General features: G+C 59.0%; 15 protein-coding genes and 1 pseudogene. 5 read left to right on the forward strand and 11 right to left on the reverse strand.

The genetic code is table 11. The features are described from left to right. The coding region (locus CLV89_RS17970) for an integrase core domain-containing protein (RefSeq protein ID WP_133166747.1) at nt 1–254 on the forward strand (254 nt) is incomplete at its 5' end. 65 nt (nt 255–319) lie between these two features. Here the strand turns inward: CLV89_RS17970 and CLV89_RS17975 are convergent. The 10 genes and pseudogenes from CLV89_RS17975 to CLV89_RS18020 form a co-directional block, all read right to left on the reverse strand. Beyond that, nucleotides 320–1,573 (reverse strand): hypothetical protein, encoded by a 1,254-nt coding sequence (locus tag CLV89_RS17975; protein ID WP_106165049.1) that lies wholly within the window; start codon nt 1,571–1,573, stop codon nt 320–322. 18 nt (nt 1,574–1,591) lie between these two features. Beyond that, nucleotides 1,592–2,131 carry a hypothetical protein gene (locus CLV89_RS17980; RefSeq protein WP_106165050.1) on the reverse strand — a complete coding sequence of 180 codons (540 nt, stop codon included), beginning with the start codon at nt 2,129–2,131 and terminating at the stop codon, nt 1,592–1,594. Between the two features lie 29 nt (nt 2,132–2,160). Beyond that, nucleotides 2,161–2,418, reverse strand: a complete 258-nt coding sequence (locus CLV89_RS23240) for a PAAR domain-containing protein (protein ID WP_106165051.1) — start codon at nt 2,416–2,418, stop codon at nt 2,161–2,163. Continuing rightward, nucleotides 2,415–3,668: a DUF4123 domain-containing protein gene (locus CLV89_RS17990; protein ID WP_207796966.1), complete on the reverse strand. Its 1,254-nt coding sequence runs from the start codon at nt 3,666–3,668 to the stop codon at nt 2,415–2,417. The genes CLV89_RS23240 and CLV89_RS17990 overlap by 4 nt, the downstream gene beginning before the upstream one ends. A 2-nt stretch (nt 3,669–3,670) precedes the next feature. Then, nucleotides 3,671–5,620 (reverse strand): type VI secretion system Vgr family protein, encoded by a 1,950-nt coding sequence (locus CLV89_RS17995; RefSeq protein WP_243395061.1) that lies wholly within the window; start codon nt 5,618–5,620, stop codon nt 3,671–3,673. 238 nt (nt 5,621–5,858) lie between these two features. Continuing rightward, nucleotides 5,859–6,786, reverse strand: a pseudogene (locus tag CLV89_RS18000) (IS5 family transposase). 136 nt (nt 6,787–6,922) lie between these two features. Further along, nucleotides 6,923–9,574, reverse strand: coding sequence for a methyl-accepting chemotaxis protein (locus CLV89_RS18005; RefSeq protein WP_106165054.1), 2,652 nt, complete (start codon nt 9,572–9,574; stop codon nt 6,923–6,925). Between the two features lie 98 nt (nt 9,575–9,672). Next, nucleotides 9,673–10,830, reverse strand: a complete 1,158-nt coding sequence (locus CLV89_RS18010; protein WP_106165055.1) for an ABC transporter substrate-binding protein — start codon at nt 10,828–10,830, stop codon at nt 9,673–9,675. 605 nt (nt 10,831–11,435) lie between these two features. Then, entirely contained in the window at nt 11,436–11,765 is a 330-nt protein-coding gene (locus CLV89_RS18015) for an L-rhamnose mutarotase (protein WP_106165056.1), read from the reverse strand. Nucleotides 11,766–11,774: 9 nt separating this feature from the next. Then, entirely contained in the window at nt 11,775–12,614 is an 840-nt protein-coding gene (locus CLV89_RS18020) for an amidohydrolase family protein (RefSeq protein ID WP_106165057.1), read from the reverse strand. A gap of 46 nt (nt 12,615–12,660) precedes the next feature. Between CLV89_RS18020 and CLV89_RS18025 the strand changes: the two genes are divergently transcribed. After that, nucleotides 12,661–13,758: a mannitol dehydrogenase family protein gene (locus CLV89_RS18025; protein WP_106165058.1), complete on the forward strand. Its 1,098-nt coding sequence runs from the start codon at nt 12,661–12,663 to the stop codon at nt 13,756–13,758. Beyond that, nucleotides 13,755–14,723 (forward strand): aldo/keto reductase, encoded by a 969-nt coding sequence (locus tag CLV89_RS18030; protein WP_106165059.1) that lies wholly within the window; start codon nt 13,755–13,757, stop codon nt 14,721–14,723. Before CLV89_RS18025 ends, CLV89_RS18030 begins: the two co-directional genes overlap by 4 nt. A 6-nt stretch (nt 14,724–14,729) precedes the next feature. Here CLV89_RS18030 and CLV89_RS18035 read toward each other — a convergent pair whose 3' ends face one another. Next, a complete protein-coding gene (locus CLV89_RS18035) occupies nt 14,730–15,632 on the reverse strand; it encodes a GntR family transcriptional regulator (protein WP_106165060.1) in 903 nt (300 codons plus the stop codon). 136 nt (nt 15,633–15,768) lie between these two features. Between CLV89_RS18035 and CLV89_RS18040 the strand changes: the two genes are divergently transcribed. Next, nucleotides 15,769–16,803: an ABC transporter permease gene (locus tag CLV89_RS18040; protein WP_243395062.1), complete on the forward strand. Its 1,035-nt coding sequence runs from the start codon at nt 15,769–15,771 to the stop codon at nt 16,801–16,803. Between the two features lie 95 nt (nt 16,804–16,898). Continuing rightward, nucleotides 16,899–17,837 (forward strand): ABC transporter substrate-binding protein, encoded by a 939-nt coding sequence (locus tag CLV89_RS18045; protein WP_106165061.1) that lies wholly within the window; start codon nt 16,899–16,901, stop codon nt 17,835–17,837. Nucleotides 17,838–17,897 lie beyond the last annotated feature (60 nt).

Below are 17,897 nucleotides of genomic sequence, written 5' to 3' on the forward strand. Positions count from 1 at the left end.
GTGCCGTGGGCGCGAAGACCGCATTCATTGCCCCGGGATCACCTTGGGAGAACGGCTACTGCGAGAGCTTCAACGCCCGCTTCCGGGATGAGTTATTAAACGGCGAGGTCTTCACCACGCTGCGTGAAGCACAGATCCTCATCGAACGCTGGCGTCGCCACTACAACACGATTAGGCCCCACAGCGCCTTAGGATACCGGCCCCCAGCGCCCAAAAGCATCGTCCTGATAGACCAAAGGCCGACGATGCATTAACATTCAAATTGGACCACTCGATGGGGGCACATCAGTCAGAAGTGATATCGCAATCAATAATAATTTTAGTAGCTTTCCCATTCGCTCTCCTCTGGATCAAAGATTGTTTCAGTAAAGCCTTCTTGAGGCTCTGCCTTCAGTCTGCTGTCTTCCATCTTAGCCGCCTTTTCAGTGGAGGATTTCAGTTCGGTGGCAACCTGATCGTACAAGTCGGAAGCATTTTCGTTCAGTTCAAATTTGGCGTCCGAATAAAGAACTTCCTGTGTCACGTTGCCTTTTTCTTTCGTCATCACTGATGCATAAGCCTTCGCTTTCACGATCACCCCTTCGAACTTGTACTGTTTCTGGCGCTTGCCTTCATGCATGCGCATGGCCCAGTTCCAAGAGGTGTGGATGGTGCCGCTGGCGCCGGCCTTGGCGGTGACGATCCAGACTTCGGCTTTGATTTCAATTGCAATTGTGGCCTCGCCGCGGATCTTGAGTTTACCTCCAAATTCTTGAGAAATCCCGTCCCAAGCCGCATTCATTTCGCCGTCGGCCGGCAGTGTGATGCGCGCGCAGCTCGTCATTTCATGGCTGAGTGTGCCAGTGGCCGCCACTTCCAGATAGGCATCCAGTTTCGCGGAGATGTACTCGCCGCTCGCCATCGCGGCACGGGCATCCTGAATGGCTTTGCCTACAGCCATGGAGCCTAGCCCGGTGGCGAGAGCATCAATGAAATCGAGACGACCCGAAATCCCCATTGCGAGTTCTGACTTTATTTCTCCGATCTCGAGTTCCAAGTCGGGGGAGCCTGTTTTCGCCGTGATCTCAAATCCGTTGGGCGCGAAGCTGAGGGTTTTGCTGAGGGTCACGCCTGACGCATAAGCTGTGAGATCCTGAGGTGTGCGGTCCCTTGTATTCCCCTTGGCAACAAAGCTGTCCATTTTGCCGATTATGCTAGCCATCGTTCCGACAAGGCCCGGCGCGTTTTGTCCGTCGGGCACGGCGCTACCAGTACTCGCTTTGCCGCCAGCTTCGCCTTCCGCCTTGAGGGTGAAGTTGCCGTATTTTCCCTCCAGCGTCCCCTTGGCGGTTGCGGCCGCCTTGACGCCGCCGGTTGTAAAACTGATCCGAGTGGCGAGTTGCACCTTGCCGTCCAGCTTGGCGTAAGGCACCGGAGTAACACGCAATTCTGTGCCGATGGAGCCATCATCTAGGCATTGGAATGGCTTGAACGTCGCGGTGTTTGTACCCTGCGAAGCTTTTTGCAGTGCCATGACCGCATCAAAGGCAAACAGGGCATATAGTACATTTTCCGGCACGTAGTTCTTGAGCATCAGAGCTGTGCTGAACCCCTACGCTTCTCCAGCTGATACCGTGGCCTTTTGGGCTTCAACGTGAGCTGTCTGGTCTGCCAACCCGCTGGTCATGATCCGGGGGCGGTCCGCCCAGCCGACTTCGCACCCTCGCCCCTTCCATTCGACGTCAAGCTTGGACACCAGATTGTTGCCCTGCATCTCCTTCGCGACCGTCAGCATTCTTGTTTGCCCGTCTTGAGGGGGCCAATGAAGTTTTCGGGTGCAATCGGAGCCATCCGTCACGGTGCCTGACACCATGCAGCAGGGTTCCTGCATTCGGCAGTCTACGCAAGCATTGGCGAACTCCGTGTCCATTTCTCCGTCCCCGTCTGACTCAGGTGCAGGTGGCATGGGGCTTTCGGTCAGCGGTGGGTTGCCACCTGCAGCATAGTTGCTTGCTAAGGCATTGAGCCTTTGTTCGTCGTAGGACCCATTAATTTTCTTGAGCTCTCTGTCTGCCTGGACCCAGCTCGCAAACACTTCCGGATTGTATTCTAATAGATGCGCATAATCGGCAGCGGTCGGCTTGTAAGGCATAGGATAAACTCTATCAATCGATCTGAAATCTATGGAACGTTCTGCGATGGTGACCCGGTCGTGATCGTCCCACCATGGCTGGTTTTGGAACCAATATGCGCAGTCTGCTTGCCGTCGGTAATGCAGCCGCTGCTACCGGTGACGATGACAGCGCCGCACGCGGTGATGTCCCCAACAGTCGCCACCGGCTTGCCATCACAGGTTGAGCGAGACGATACGCCGGAAATCGTATTGCGCCCGCATTTGGGGCAGTCATGCACGTCTCCTAGCCGGGCTGTGGGTTTCATCGCGCGTCCCCCACCACGTCACGAAGCAGTTTCTCTTGGTCCATCCTTGCCATCCACTCGTTCAGACTGTTTTTCCGTTGCCAAGGCAACTTTCCAGGTTCGGTTAGTACGGTATGTGCTTCTGCGTGCCGCTTCCAGAACGCGTCTCCATACTTCAGGATTGCGCGCGCAATCGTGGTGATTTGTTTCTTGCTGCTCACGCCAAATTTGGCCGCCACATCTGGCGCTTGGGTCGCGGCCCGCAGGCATTCATCCTGACTGCGGGTTTCTTGCTGATTGCTGTGCAAGAACAAGGCGAGCTTGGCTACGGCGCGGTTGCGATGAAGTCTGCCGAATGTTGCAAAGCTACCGTCGTCAATCCGAAGTGGACCGTTGGGACAGTCTGTCAGCGCACTATCCCAAGTCACTTGAATAAGCCGGTTCTGGCAACTTTCTGGTGATGAAAAGATGCTGGGAGGTTCGGCAATCCGAGTTGGATCGGGAACGACAGATTGCGGGCTCATCGGTACAAATACCTTGCGGAGTGGGCGCAGGAATTGCCCCAACGCCGAAGCTTTGAGCGCGACGGTTGCATCGAGAAAGACCCGCGGGTCATAAAAACGGAAGTATTGAGGCATCGATGAGCCGATAGGGGGGGGCAGCATGGTGAAGCGCCGGAAATGTCGCCGCAGTTCTTCTAAACTCAGCTGGGTTTGCAGCAGAATGCCCGAGTGGTCTTGCGGTGGTCGCTTGCGCAATTCGTCGTACATTGGGTCAGGTCGGTCTAATTTGATGATCCATGGGGCGACCGCGCGCTTTCCTGGATCTTGCGTGGTGTAAAGACAGGCAGAGTGGAGCCGTGACGCAGAAATAAGATTGGGCAGGCCCGGCCAGTTCACGCCGTCCAGAACAGCCCATAACTCGCTATGTGGTTCAAGCGCATCCCAAGGAACTTCGTCAAAAGAAAGGGGCGTTTTCGTCGCGAGAGGCACGGGTTCCGAAACCAAGATCGGCCTCACAGAGTCAGCGCGAACCGACGCGGCCGTCAATTCAACGGAAGGTGGCAAACGAGATAGAAGCTGCGCTGACGTCACCTTCGAAAGCTGGGCGCGGCCTGCGGTTATTGAAGCTCGCAAAGCCAGTTCCAGTTCTTGCTGGTCAGCTGCTCGGAGCATCAAGATTGCAAGAACCTTTGGGTGCCCCCCGCCCCAGAAAGGCTCCACTCCGTCTAAAGCACTCAACTCACATTCCGCAATCCATATCGGGTCCATGATCATTCGTCTTTCAGCGGGCAGTGAGAGACGAACGGCGTTCCTTCACCGGCTGCTGCTTTCAGTACCGCCGGGATGGGGGGAAGCGCGGCAGCGCCAGGGGATGCGGATCCGACGTTCAGGACTGGGGCAGCATTGACCGCGCCACCTTCGACGACCAGTGCAGAACCTCCTGCTACGAGTGTGATCTTGGAGGCATCTAGAACAATCTCTCCGCCGGCTTTGATCGTGAGATCCCCGCCTGCGCTAATGGCGTAGCTGCCACCTACGTCATTGCCACGGTCGGCATCGGTTTTCTCAAGAATAGGTCCTGTTACAGTCAGGTTCAGCGACCCTTCGATTGTTTCGGTCCGGTCTGCTGCAACATCCAGATTGGATGCGTTGCCGACAGATACGTTGTCGTCAAATTCAACCCTCCGCATGGAAGAGTTTTCTACATGCATGTTCAGATCCTTCTGCGCGTGCATGTAGATGAATTCTTCGCCAGATTGATCCTCAAAGGTCAGTTCGTTGAAGCCTTGCCCCTGATGCGATTTGGTTTTGAACACGGACCGAGACCGTTTCGCCGGCAATTCCACAGGCGGCCTGTTGCGACCATTGTAGACACAGCCTGTCACCAGCGGCTTGTCAGGGTCTCCTTCCAAAAACTCGACGACCACCTCCATACCGATGCGCGGGATCACTAGGCCGCCCCACCCTTGGCCAGCCCAGTTCTGACTGACACGACAGCGCATGGAATACGCTTTCTCCAAATCCCAATGAAAATGCACTAAGATGCGACCGTGATCGTCGCAGTCGATCTCCCCCTCACCAACGACCACCGCGGTCTGCGGTCCTCGGACGGTCGGCAGCGGCGTCTCCCGCGGGGGCACCATTGGGGCGTCTACGGGCATCAAACGGTAGTCTGCGGTGAAGGGGCGGTCGGCAGAAACGCCTTCGAGGTTGGAGCCGTAACTTTGACTTATGAAAGAATAGCGCGCCCAGAGGCAGAGATACTTAGCGCCGTTTCCTGGCACTGCATCACCTCCCTCGAGTGGAACGATATGACCCGGTTTTAGGTTCGTGACATCGCCGCTCGCAAACTGTCGTACATCGCCTCCGCGTTCCTCATCACTGCGCAGTTGAGCCACGGTCTTGCCCCGGCCGAGTTCTCGATAATCGCCGGGGTAATCGTAGACTTCCAAGTGCCCCTCGGCATATTGTGCATCGCGGATCCGCTCAGCTTCCATTGCCGCCATAGGTGTCTTGAAATTGTAATCGGTGAGCCGAGCAGAACCGGCAGTCAATCGCCGTTCCGGTCCCCAGGTCCAAAAGTGCTCGCCCTTGGCACCCTTGTTCTGAGAGATGCCGTAATAGGGTCGAGGGCCTACTGCCTCATGGCTTAACGCATCGTCGCTCAGGACCAATGCGTGAGTTCCCTGCCCATGGCGGTAGTGAAACGAAATCCCGAAGCGTTCCATCAAGCGGCGGGCAAAATCCAAGTCGCTTTCGCGGTACTGTACTGTGTACTCCAGCTCAGGATAGTCGTCGCTGAGGGCAATTTCCAAATGTGGATTGCCAAGATGAGCGTAGTCACTCAGCAAGTCCTGCAGGATTTCCACAACAGTTTTATTATGGAATATTCTTAGGTTGCGCCGCTTTCCTGCAAGCCAGAACCAAGGGCGCAGCCGCAGGTCGTAGCGCCAACCGTTTTCGCCTGGCCCTCGCCAGCTCACCTCGGTGATAATGCCGTCGAAATGCGCAGCTCCCTCTGCGCCGTCGATGGTGACGGTCGCGTGAGTGCCAAGTAGTTCGTCAAAATCGATATCATCTCGGGGCGCCAGCGCCTCGACGGCATACTCAAACAGCCCATTCAACGCATCGGTGCCATCAAAGCGAATGAGCGCGAGTGTTTCGGAGCCCAATGTCGTAATAAGCCGCCCCAGCCGGGCGTCCTGCATAAATGCACTCATCAAAGCAACCCTCAAAAGTTGTGCGAGAGACTACGGGCTTCCACTATACGGTCAAGCGCCCCACAGCACTCGAGTGAGGGGGAATTCAAGCGTATTTGTATCAGGGCGTAGCCACTAGCATCGTAACCACATACGGCGAAACCCAGCTGTTGTGCTCAGGCTTCTTGAAACATTGGTCTGACAGGGCGTTGTTGCACAAATCGAGGCCTGACCACAGTTCCCCTTTCCCCGGACAGATTTACCCTACAGCCACTTTGGCAGGAATGCCGAGCGCGGTGTACCCGTTGAGCACGGCGATACGAATCTGCAACTCCGAGACTTGGCGGTCGAAGTTACGGGCAATGAGTGATTGGCCGAGCAACCTGATGCAGTTCATCTTTGCCTCGACACGGCTCCAGCGGTGATATCCGCTCCACCGTCTCCAGATTTCTCGGCCCAGATTCTTTGATGCGCGCAGGGTTTCGTTTCGTGCAACGGCGCCCGGGCTCGTCGGCTTCCAGGGTTTGGCGTTCTTGCGTGGTGGGATGAGCGCGGCGGCACCACGGGCGGCAATTGCTTCGTGACACTTCCGACTGTCGTAGGCGTCGCCAGCCGTCACGGAGAAAATCTCTTCGCCGGTCGGGATCTGGTTGAGCAGCTCCGGTAGAACAAGTGCATCTCCGATATTGCTACCGGTGACCTCCACCGCCCGAAATTCCAGCGTTTTCTCGTCAATCCCGATGTGTATCTTGCACCAAATGCGCCGTTTGGCGCCACCGAGCTTGCAAGCCATGAGAGGGGATCTACAGGTTCAGCGGCCCCGCGCCGCCGCGATAGGGGGTGCTCACGTTCAGCGTCTATTGGCGGCGACACAGCGTGCTGAAGTCTGGCACGGTCCAATCGGTCCACGAGGCTCTGCACGAACCCCGTTCGCCAGTGGGTTCGAACCCGGGGCGCATTCACCGGCTCACTCTGCCTCAGCGACATGCCGAACAGCACTTTCAGGGTCAGACAGGTTTGGATCGCGGCATCGCTGAAGCTCCGTTCACCACCGCGCGTCCCGCTCGGAGGAAGTATCCACTCATGTCGGGATCACCCCTGATCGACAACAATCCGCGCTGTTTCAGGCTGTAATTGTACGGCGACCAGTTCGTGGTCTTGTACTTCGTAGGGGGGCAACTGCTCATGCCACCCAGCTACCACGCTGAATTCACGCTATGAATCCCTCTCGCTAATTGCGCAACAAGGCCGCGCCACCCTATAGTCAAGCAGCACGGCCGAACAACTTCTCAATGCCCTTGTGGCCGTTTTCTAGCCCGTCGCTCACGCGGCGTCCGACGTCGTTGTGCAATCTTGCGACCAAGAGCCCCGAGCCACCTCCGATACGCCAGCGGTGATCGAGAAGTACGACATCAGGTCCGACAGTTTCTCGGCATCCCGGCTGAGCAACTGGCCAGCGGCGCTGGTTTCCTCCACCATGGCCGCGTTTTGCTGCGTCACCTGATCGAGTTGCGAGACCGCGATATTGGCCTCGCCCAACCCGGTGGCCTGTTCGCTGGTGGAATCTGCGATGGCGCTCATCAGGTTGGAGATATGCGTCACCCGATCAGTGATGCTCTTCAGCGCTTCGCCCGTGCGGGCCACCAGATCCACCCCGGTGTTCACCTGCTCGGTGCTCTTGGAAATCAGCGTCTTGATTTCGCGGGCCGCATCCGTCGTCTTCTGTGCCAGCCCGCGCACCTCTGAGGCGACAACCGCAAATCCGCGCCCGGCTTCACCCGCTCGCGCGGCTTCCACGCCCGCATTCAGGGCCAACAGATTGGTCTGAAACGCAATGTCGTCGATGACGGCGATGATCTGCTCGATCTGGGTCGAGCTTGCCTCGATGTCCTGCATCGCCTGTACCGCGTTCTCCACAACCTTGCCGCTTTGCGTAGCCTCATTTTTGGCCTCGACCGTCGTGGTCTCCGCATCGCGGGACCCTTCGGCCGCCGACCGGACGCTGGCCGTCAGCTCTTCGAGCGCCGCCGCGGTCTGTTCCAAGGTGGCTGCCTGGCTTTCGGTGCGCTGCGACAGGTCGTCTGAGGCCTGGCTCACTTCGGCTGAGCCGTTCCTGATCGACTCCGCCACTGCCACCACATCCTGAACCGTGGTGCTGAGCGTATGCGCAGTGCTGTTGAAGTCTTCCTTCAGCTGCGTGTAGCCCTCGGTCAGCTCTTCGTTGATGCGATAGGACAGGTTGCCTCGCGACAGCTCCGCCAGCCCGGTACCGATGGCGCCCACCGCAGCGGTCTGCTTCGCTTGGTTTTCCGCCCGTTCTTCTTCTGCAAGGCGGGACATGTCTTCCTTTTCGACCAGACCATCCCGAAACACTGTCAGCGCCCTGGCGATCCGCGCGATTTCGTCGCTGGATCGGTCGAAGCCGCGAACCGGTTTCATGTCGCCCTGGGACAGGCGCTCTGTGGTGGCGATGATCGCGTTGAGCGGGCGCACGATCAGCATATGATTCAGGAACAACGCCATGAAAAGGAAAGCAATCGCCGCCAGGCCGAGAAATTCCAGACTGCGCTTGACCGAAGTAGCATCCTTGGCGATGGCCACTGCCTGCTCTGTCATGCTGGTTTGGCTTGTTGCACCGCGCATGCTAGCTTCTCCTGCAATCAGAAGCACCGCATTCACGGTCGCATTGGCGGCCTGCTCGGAGGCAGCGTCCGCATTCAGCGATTGCACGCGGAAGGACACAAGCCCTTGGTCCGGATCCGCCAGTGCAACCAGCGCATCGATGGTGGCTGCCAGTTGGCCGTCGGCAAAATCCCGATACCCCGACAATTGCTGCGCCGCCGCCTGCATGGCTGTTGCCGCTACATTTGCCTGATCAACATTCTGCGCGCTGACAACCTTCAAGGCGGCGCTTTGCAATCCGCTGAGCCAGGAACTGATTTCGAGAAGGGTGTTCATATAGGCAACTTCATTGTCCAGCAGGCCCTGGATTGCATCGCGGTTGCCAGTCGAGGCGTCATCGGCCGCGATGGTCAGCTCGAACACCATGTCGTCCACTGCAAGGGCGAGAACGGCATCAGCCGATTGCCGCACGGACAAGACGCTGCTGCGATCCACTTGCCCGCCTTCTAGCGCGGACTCGATGGCGCCGGCGAGCGTGTCGGCATTCACCTGCATGTCCTGCGCAACTGTCGGGTCGATCTCTACCAGTGCCAGCGTATCGATCGCATCCGCCAGACGGTTGCGCGATGACAGCGCAAGATCCGACAGAATCGACCGTGTCGCGCTGTCTTCGGTACTCGCGAGCGCCAAGGCAACGCCAGACAAAAGGTTCACCTCGGAACGAACTTCCAGCAGGGTCTGCAATGCCGTGAACTTGTTCTCCACAAGATCCAGCATCGTTTCCTCGATCGAGGTGATCGTGTCCTCACCCTGCATGGCAATGTCGAAATAGGCCCCATCCGCGATCTCGGTCAGATCGACCTGAAGCGCGGCCACAAGTGCCTGTAGGTCCTGCGTCATGGCGGTCACGTCGGCATTGGTCTCAAACGATGTCCCGCGCGCCGCGATCAGGCTCTGGATTGTGTCGTCGACTGCGGCGCGTTTCGCCTCAAAATGCGCCGCGACGTCCTCTGGCAGGGTGGCGATAACGGTGTCGAGCGACTGCATCGACGTCTCAACCAGCCCTCTGGCATGCGTAAGCTCATCGACGTCATTCGACATCAGAACCGCCAGCATCGCATCCTTGGTTGAGGCCGACGCCATCACCAGTTCGTTGCTGCGGGTCAATTGCGGCAGATCCCGTCCTGTCATGTCACTCATGCCTGATGACACACGGTCAAACGATTGGTAGCTCACGAAGCCCGCCGTGCCGACGGTCACTGCAATCAGCAGGAGAAGAAACGTGATTTTGCCGCGAATGCTCGAAAGAATATTCAGACGGCGCAGCGTTTTGCGTGCGAGTGATCGAAACATGAGACTACCTGTTGGAGAGGATGTGCGCCTGCTCCTGCCCGTTAACCGGGCAGGAACCCTTCAGATCGGTGGGACAGCCGTCGGCACCTTGCTGTCGATCAGGATTCTTCGGCTGGCGTGATAGGCTCGAAGCCTCCGTCTGCAGTGATCCGGGTCATGAACACATCGTCCATCCCCTGATTGTCGTCGGAGCCAAACGTCATGGTCACACCACCAAGATCGACTGTGGTCAGCGTAGAAAGCGCTTGCAGATAGCTTTCGCGCGTCAGCTCCTTGCCCGCAGCTTCCAGTCCTTCGATGGCGAGACGCCCAACGATATAGCCTTCAAGCGACACGAACCCTGGCTTGGCAGAGGCATCCGCAGCTGCCAGCGCCTTTGTGTACTGGGCCACAATCGGCACCGACGCGTCCCATGGGAGCGGCACGACCTGGCTGATGATGACGCCTTCACCGGCATCCCCCAGCTCTTGTGCCAGGGCATCAGAGCCGACAAAGGAAATATTGACGAAGGTTGCATCGATTTTCATCTTCCGGGACAGCTTGATGAATTCCGCAACCGGCTTGTAGGCGCCGACCATAACCACCGCATCCGGCTTGGCCTTGCGGATCGACAGCAGCGCCTTTTTCACCGCAGTCGTGTTGCGGGTATACGTGCCTTCCGCGGCAAGGGTCATGTTGCGCTTTTCCAGTGCGGCGTTGACACCGGCCAGGCCGACACGGCCGAACCCGTCATCCTGATAGAGGATGGCAATGGATTCCATGCCCTGCTGATCGACCAGATAGTCGATCCAGGCTTCGGTTTCCGCATGGTAGGTGGCGCGCACATTGAAGATGTTGCCATGACTGGCATCGCGCAGGAACCCGGCGCCGGTGAACGGGCCGATGAAGGGCATGTTTGCGGCTGATGCGATCGGCTGCGTCGCTGAAGTGGTCGGTGTGCCGACCGGCCCGATCAGCCCGATGTGATTGTTTTCGTCCACCACGGTCTTGACCAGGGCAGCAGAGCGATCCGGTTCGTACCCGTCGTCCATTGCGTCGAGCTGCACGGTGCGACCATGCACACCACCCGCAGCATTGACTTCTTCGAATGCGGCGGTGATCCCCAGCCGCATGCCGGTGCCAAGTGCGGCTGCCGGTCCTTCGAATGCGGCGACCTGAGCAAATGTGACGCTGTCGTCGGTGATCCCCTGTTCGGCTGCCGCAAAATGCGGAAATGCCATCAATAGGGTCGCGAACAGTGGTTTGGTGAAATTCATGTTGGTTACTCCGAGGCACTGAGTGGACATTTACGGTAGTCTGACGACCGCTCGGTTTAGAAAAAGATAACTTCGGAAAATCAAATATACTGCTTTGAATGCATTCACGAAACACAGCTGAATATTCAGCGTCTTATCCTAGCCTGACACGCAATTTGCCATCGGTCCGTTATCGGAGATTTTGCGAAACTAGAGCTGATGCGACCTGGTCGAGGTGATTCGCACGCCTCGTTTTTATCGTGATCTGAAATCAGCAGGGTCGGTTTAGGCATTTGGACAAGATGGCGTCATAGTCGCCCTGCGCGCGCAATCCCGACAGTGCATTCCCAAGCACTTCTCGAAAAACTGGTTTGACAGATGGCTCAGGTTGACCGCGTTCGTGCGCGACTGATGACGATGACAGGGGGAGGTGCAGTTGTCGGCCTGACGCTCCCGCGCAAACAGCCGAAAGCCACATCCGCATCGGCCCATGAGCCGCTTCAATGCCCTCCGCACCGCCGAAATCGTTTGCGTCGCGTGACGGCAGTCGGGAAAGGGGAACTCACGCCTCAGATGCCTGTTCTGCAATGACGCCGTTCGGGTGCCTGACCACGTGCATTCATCACCTATGGCAGGTGAAAGACTTCCCGTGCCGGAGCCCACCACTCTCCTTCTGCCCGGCTCTGCAAAGGGGCCTGCATCGGGCCACACAGAGCCCACCACTCGCGCGTGACCGGATCGGCTGCGATTGCTGCATTGTCTGCTTGAAAGTCGCTACCGGTGTACTCCCAGTAGCTGAACATCAACATTTCTGGTTCGCGCAGGAAGATCGAGTAATTCGTTATGTTGGAGGCACGCAGCCGCTCAAGTACGTCGGGCCAGACATCCGCATGCAGGCGAATATATTCCGCCTGATGTTCAGGTTTGAGGCCAATGATATGTGCCATACGCTGCATATGGGACTCCTAGGTGAGCGTGTAGATACGGGTGGCGGTGTCGGCAAAAAGGCTGCGGCGCGCGTCCTGCGAGAGATCGGCGGCCAGGTGCTGCGCGACTGTCAGCCAGTCGGGGTAGCGTCCTTCCAATTCCAGAACCGGCCAGTCGCTGCCCCACATCAGTCGCTGTGGCCCGAAATGTTGCAGAACATGGTCGAACACCGGACGGAGCGCCTGGGCAGACCAACCGGGGCCGAATTCATTGGCCAGACCGGACAGCTTGCATGAAACCTGCGGATGCGCGGCGAGTGCCGCGATCCCTGCGCGCCAGTCAGAGCCGGGATCGCAGTCCTCAAAGGTAGGTTTGGCGCAATGGTCGAGGATGAGCGGCAGCTGCGGCAGGCGGTGCGCGAGCGTGTCGATCACGTCGAAATGGCGCGGAGTGATCAACACATCCATGCGCAATCCGGCAGCGGCGACCGCCTTCAGCCCTGCCAGCACATCGGCGCGCAAGACCCAGTCGGTCTCAGCAATATCCTGCAACATCGGGCGGATACCCTTGAGCAATGGATGCGACAGGCGTGCAAGTTGGGCCGGGACATCACCTGTGAGGTCAACCCAGCCCACGACACCCCTGACCAGCGGGGTTTGATCGGCAAGCGCGAGGAGAAATTCAGTCTCCGCCAGAGTTGGTGCTGCCTGAACCGCAATAGTCCCGCTGATGCCACTTGTGGCCGCTAAGGGGGCCAGATCCGGTGGTAGAATGTCCCGCCGAATTGCGGCGACGCTGTCGTCCATCCAGGAATAGTCGCCGCGGTCGATCCGCCAGAAGTGCTGATGTGCGTCGATAATCACGGTTTTTCCTTGCATGAAGAAATGTTCTAAATAATAACAAACCAAAACGGGAGGGGCGTCAATGTCAAATCCAACTGTTATCCAGTTTGGAACCAGCCGCTTTTTGCAGGCGCATGCTGATCTGTTTCTGTCCGAAGCCATGCCCGGCGCGCGCCCCGTCACCGTGGTGCAAAGCAGTGGCGATCCACAGAGGGCTGCACGGTTGCAGGCGCTGGCCGAGGGCTATGAGGTGCGTATCCGCGGGCTGCGGCAGGGACGGCCGGTGGAAGAGACCTGCCGGGTGACATCCATCGAACGAGGCCTGATCTTTGGCCCAGATCTGGCGGAGGTGCAGCGCCTCGTGGCAGAAGAGGCGGACATGATCCTGTCCAATACTGGTGATGCGGGTTTTGGTCCCCAGGCGGCGGATGCGGGGCGGTGCCTCGATCCGGCGATGTCCTACCCGGCCAAGCTGGCGTATTTGTTGCGGGCACGGTTCGAACAGGGCGGGCGCGCGGTGCAGGTGCTGCCGACGGAACTGCTGCGCGGTAATGGCACGGCCCTGCGCGATTTGGTGCTTGCTGCGGCTGAAGGCATGGACCGTGATTATCGCGATTGGTTGCGCGCCGAAGTGGTCTGGGTCAATTCGCTGGTGGATCGTATCGTGTCGGAGCCGCTCTACCCGGCGGGGGCGATCGCGGAGCCTTATGCGCTTTGGGCGATCGAGGCGCAGCCGGGACTGCGGCGTCCCTGCCAGCATCCGGCGGTGCAAGTGGTGCCGGACCTCGGGGTGATTGAGCGGCGCAAGCTTTTTGTGCTGAACCTTGGTCATAGTTGGATGGTGGCGGAGTGGCTGGCGCGCGGCAGGCGTGACGCGGAGCATGTGCGCGAGGTGATGGCGGACCCGGACTGGGCCGCGCGTTTACGGACGGTTTTTGCAGAAGAGGTGCTTCCAGGATTTGTCGCTGCGGGCGAGGGCGCGGGGCTGGAGGACTATATCGAGACCACGCTGGAGCGGTTTTCCAACCCTTTTCTGGATCATCGACTGGCGGATATTGCCCAAAACCATGCGCAAAAGCTGGAGCGCCGGATCGCGGCCTTCCTGGCCTGGGCAGAAGCGAATGGCGACGGGCGCGCGAAACCGCGGCTCAGGGCCGCATTGCAGGGAGAAATCGGATGAAAACGCGACACGTGGGCCGGACGGGTCTGGCCGTTAGTGAATTGTCTTTTGGCTGCGCCAGCATCGGAAACCTCTATCGCGAGGTGAGCGAGGCGGATGCGGATGCGGCGCTTGCCTGCGCTTGGGCAGCGGGCATCCGGTATTTCGATACAGCACCGCATTACGGGCGCGGTCTGTCCGAGCAACGGCTGGGTCGCTTTCTGAAATCCTGTCCGGAGGCCACAATCTCGACCAAGGCGGGGCGGGTGTTGTCCCCGGCGCGCGCGCCGATTGCGGAGGTGGACGGCTTTGTAAACCCGGCGCAGAATGACGTGCGCTATGATTACTCCGGCGATGGTATCGAAGAGAGCTTTGAACAGAGTTGCATGCGGTTGGGTCGCAGACGGATCGATATCCTCTATGTGCATGATATCGGAGAATATACACACGGGGTTGAGGGTAATATACCACACCGAGAGGCGTTTCTCGGCTCGGGGTATGAGCGGCTTGTACAGTTGAAGGAGCAGGGAAAAATTCGGGCCTTCGGGCTCGGGGTCAATGAGTGCGAGGTGTGTCTGGATGTGATGCGAAATGGCGGGCCTCTGGATGTGATCCTGCTCGCGGGGCGGCTCACGTTGCTGGACCGTGCGGCAGAGGCGGAGCTGGTTCCGGAATGTCGCGCCGCAGGCACCAGTCTGGTGCTGGGGGGCATCTTCAATTCCGGCATTCTGGCCACTGGGCCGGTGCCGGGAGCGACCTATGATTATGGCCCGGCCCCGGAGGCGGTCATGGACAGGGTGAGGGCGCTTGAGGCGCAGGCCGCAGATCTTGGTGTGCCGCTGGCGACGGCGGCGCTTCAGTTCGCGATCCGCCATCCGGCGGTGGCGTCGGTACTCCTTGGGACTGCCAAACCAGCCTCCCTGCAGCGCAATCTGGAGGCATTGGCGGCCCCGGTTCCGGCCGGATTGGACGCGGCTTTCGCCTGAGGCGGTTCAGCCCAAATCGTGATGGCGCAGCGATGACAGGAGCGTTGTTTTTGATGTACGCAAGTGCCGCTGCGCTGCAAGGCGGGCAGCCTCGGCGTCGCGTGCCTCCAGGGCGTCGATGATCGCAATATGTTCGTCAATCGCGGCGGCGTTTCGGTCCTTCTCCTCGGTTTTGTCCCACATGTAGTGGTAGTGGAAAATCAGCGATATGACCTTTTGGAACTCAGCAATGAAGCGGTTCCTAACCACCGAGTTGATGGCGAGGTGAAAGCGCTCGTCGAGTTTTGAGAATTCGTGGAAGTCGGTATCTATGGCGTTCTTGAGGGCCAGATGGTCTTGGCGCAGCTGAGCGAGGGCGGCCCAAACCGGATGGTCGACTGGTACTTCTGCCACCTGGGTTACGGCGTTCAGTTCCAGCACGGAGCGAAAATCTGACAGCTCGATTGCAAAATCCTTGGTGAAACCAAGAAGCATCCAGCCGCCTTGCGGACGGCGCGACACAAGGCCAAAGCGGCTGAGCCCGGCAAGAAATTCCTTCAGGTCATGCTGGGCAACGCCGAAGGTGCGGGACAGTTCCGCGACGGAGAGCGGCGTATTGGCAGGCACGTCAAAGCGCAGCACCCAGTCGAGGAACCGCTGTTCCAGATCGTTCTTGTCCGATGGCGTCTCCGGCACCGCGATCCTGTCCTCGGCCAGGGGCGCGCGCAGGAGGTGCTTGTCGCGCCCCTGCCAGGAGATCAGCCCCAGCTCCTCCATTCGCGCAAGACAGCGGCGGATGACTGTCCTGCTGACACCCGCGATCTCGGCCAGGCTCGTCTCCGATGGGATCGGTGCTTTGGGGGGCAGGGTCTCGCAATAGGCGAGGATGCGATTATAGGCTTCCCGGTATCTGGTGTCGCTGCGTGCCATCTGATTGCCCTTCCTCGGTGCCGCCAGAGCGGCAGTACTTGTATTTGTACGTTATTATAAAAAACAATTGACAAGAATCAACCGAGTCCTGTTTATGTATTAAATAATTAAATGCAAGACTGCGGAAGGGAGGCGTATGTCACAAGCTATCAAACCCGCGTCCAAGCGGGCCTCGACCCCGCTTGCGAGCGTGATGCCGGATGCGGCGAAGATTCACCGCCTCTCAGCTTTACTGACGCTTTTGATGCTGATCGCCGGCTTTTCTCTCGCGAGCCAAGCGTTCTTTTCCGTGAACAATGCGCTGACCATTTTGTTGCAGACGTCGGTGATCGGTCTTCTGGGTATTGGCATGACCCTGGTGATTATCACCGGGGGCATCGATCTGTCGGTGGGGTCGGTGCTGGCACTTTCTGGGGTCGGCACTGCCATGGCGGTGAAGGCCGGGGTGCCGGTGGGGCTGGCCATGGGCTTGGGCGTGGCGATCGGTGCCGCCTGTGGTGCGGTGAACGGTCTCGTCGTGACGCGGGCTAAAATTCCACCCTTCGTGGCGACCCTTGGGATGATGCTGATGGCGCGCGGGCTGGCACTCCAACTGACCGGAGCCGCTCCGATCTCGCAGCTGGGCGAAGCCTTTGGCCGACTTGGCAACGGAGCGCTGTTTCGCATGGTGGAGATGCAGCCCAACGGTTTCCCCAAGGTCATTTTTCCCGGCATTCCTTATCCCGCGATCCTGCTGCTGGTTGTGGCGGTGGGGGCAACCTACCTGCTGCGTCGCCGCAGTATCGGTCGTCATATCTATGCGACCGGCTCCAACGAGGAAGCGGCGCGGCTCTCGGGGGTGCGGGTCAATCAGACCAAGCTTTATGCCTATGTGATGTCCGGTGCTCTGGCCGGTCTGGCGGGCAATGTGCTGATGTCGCGGCTCGTGACCGCGCAGCCGAGCGAGGGTGTGATGTATGAACTTGACGCCATCGCGGCGGCTGTCATCGGCGGCGCTTCGCTTTCGGGCGGCGTGGGCACCGTATCGGGCACGATGATCGGAGCCTTCATCATCGGCATCCTGCGCAACGGGCTCAATATGGCGGGGGTCTCCGCGTTTATCCAGCAAATCGTGATTGGTGCCGTGGTGATCGGCGCGGTCTGGATCGACCAGATGCGCAACCGGCGCTGAGGGTCAACACCGAGGTTCGACCCCAACCGGGAGGAGGGGTCTGACAGAACAAGAAGAAGAAAAGACAACCAATATCTCAATAGAGGAGGAATGAGATGCGGTCCTTTAAACTTGGAATGCTGGCGTCAGCGATGGCCCTGTCCGCGGGTCTTGCACAGGCCGGTGAAATCGCGGTGATCGTGAAGACCACCAGCTCCAACTTCTGGCAGAACGTGAACAAGGGCGCGGAGGCGGCGATTGCGGGCCAGTCCGAGCACACGTTCAGCTTTGACGGTCCGGCGACCGAAAGTGCTGTCGCCGATCAGGTGAACCTGGTGGAGAACGCCATCAATCGCGGGGTCGCGGGTATTGTGCTGGCACCCTCGGACCCGGAAGCCCTGGCCCCGGCGGTGAAACGCGCCTTTGAGAGCGCCATTCCGGTGGTCATCATCGACAGCGCCCTGACGGAGGGCGCCAAGGGCACCTACCAGTCGTTTCTGTCCACCGACAATTGCGCCGCAGGTGAAGAAGTGGCCAAGCGCATGATCGCCGAGGCGGGCACCGAGGGCAAAGTGGCGGTGATGTCCTATGTCGCCGGGGTTGGGTCGGAAATCGGCCGGGTCGGCTGTTTCTCCGATTACCTCAATGCCAATTCCAGCTTGGAGATTGTCGGCCCCTATTACTCGCAGAGCCAGATGGCTCTGGCGCTGAACCAGACCACCGACATTCTGGCCTCAAACCCGGATCTGGTCGGTATCTTTGGCGCAAATGAACCCACTGCCGTGGGTATGGGGCGGGCCATCCAACAGGCGGGCAAGGCCGGTCAGCTGGTCGCACTCGGCTTTGATGGCAACGAGGATTTGCAGCAGTTCGTGCGTGAGGGGCTGATGGAGGCAACCGCGGTGCAGGGCTCTTTCGCCATGGGTGACATGGGCGTGACGGCTGTGATGGACATCCTCTCTGGTGCAACGGTCGAGCCCTTCATCAACACCGGCGTGGTGCTCGTCGATCAGGAGAACATCGACTCCGACAAGGCCAAAAACGTCCTTTACTGAGCGCGTTTTTCCGGGGGGCACTGGCGTGCCCCTCGGTTCAAGACCTCCAGACTACTCCGG

It is taken from the genome of Tritonibacter scottomollicae (assembly GCF_003003215.1).
GTDB classification, from domain to species: Bacteria; Pseudomonadota; Alphaproteobacteria; order Rhodobacterales; family Rhodobacteraceae; genus Epibacterium; species Epibacterium scottomollicae.

Coding starts and splice junctions, on each gene's coding strand:
- CLV89_RS17975 (WP_106165049.1), bottom strand. CDS start 1,573: ATGCTCAAGAACTACGTGCCGGAAAATGTACTATATGCCCTGTTTGCC.
- CLV89_RS17980 (WP_106165050.1), bottom strand. CDS start 2,131: ATGCCTTACAAGCCGACCGCTGCCGATTATGCGCATCTATTAGAATAC.
- CLV89_RS23240 (WP_106165051.1), bottom strand. CDS start 2,418: ATGAAACCCACAGCCCGGCTAGGAGACGTGCATGACTGCCCCAAATGC.
- CLV89_RS17990 (WP_207796966.1), bottom strand. CDS start 3,668: ATGGACCCGATATGGATTGCGGAATGTGAGTTGAGTGCTTTAGACGGA.
- CLV89_RS17995 (WP_243395061.1), bottom strand. CDS start 5,620: ATGAGTGCATTTATGCAGGACGCCCGGCTGGGGCGGCTTATTACGACA.
- CLV89_RS18005 (WP_106165054.1), bottom strand. CDS start 9,574: ATGTTTCGATCACTCGCACGCAAAACGCTGCGCCGTCTGAATATTCTT.
- CLV89_RS18010 (WP_106165055.1), bottom strand. CDS start 10,830: ATGAATTTCACCAAACCACTGTTCGCGACCCTATTGATGGCATTTCCG.
- CLV89_RS18015 (WP_106165056.1), bottom strand. CDS start 11,765: ATGCAGCGTATGGCACATATCATTGGCCTCAAACCTGAACATCAGGCG.
- CLV89_RS18020 (WP_106165057.1), bottom strand. CDS start 12,614: ATGCAAGGAAAAACCGTGATTATCGACGCACATCAGCACTTCTGGCGG.
- CLV89_RS18025 (WP_106165058.1), top strand. CDS start 12,661: ATGTCAAATCCAACTGTTATCCAGTTTGGAACCAGCCGCTTTTTGCAG.
- CLV89_RS18030 (WP_106165059.1), top strand. CDS start 13,755: ATGAAAACGCGACACGTGGGCCGGACGGGTCTGGCCGTTAGTGAATTG.
- CLV89_RS18035 (WP_106165060.1), bottom strand. CDS start 15,632: ATGGCACGCAGCGACACCAGATACCGGGAAGCCTATAATCGCATCCTC.
- CLV89_RS18040 (WP_243395062.1), top strand. CDS start 15,769: ATGTCACAAGCTATCAAACCCGCGTCCAAGCGGGCCTCGACCCCGCTT.
- CLV89_RS18045 (WP_106165061.1), top strand. CDS start 16,899: ATGCGGTCCTTTAAACTTGGAATGCTGGCGTCAGCGATGGCCCTGTCC.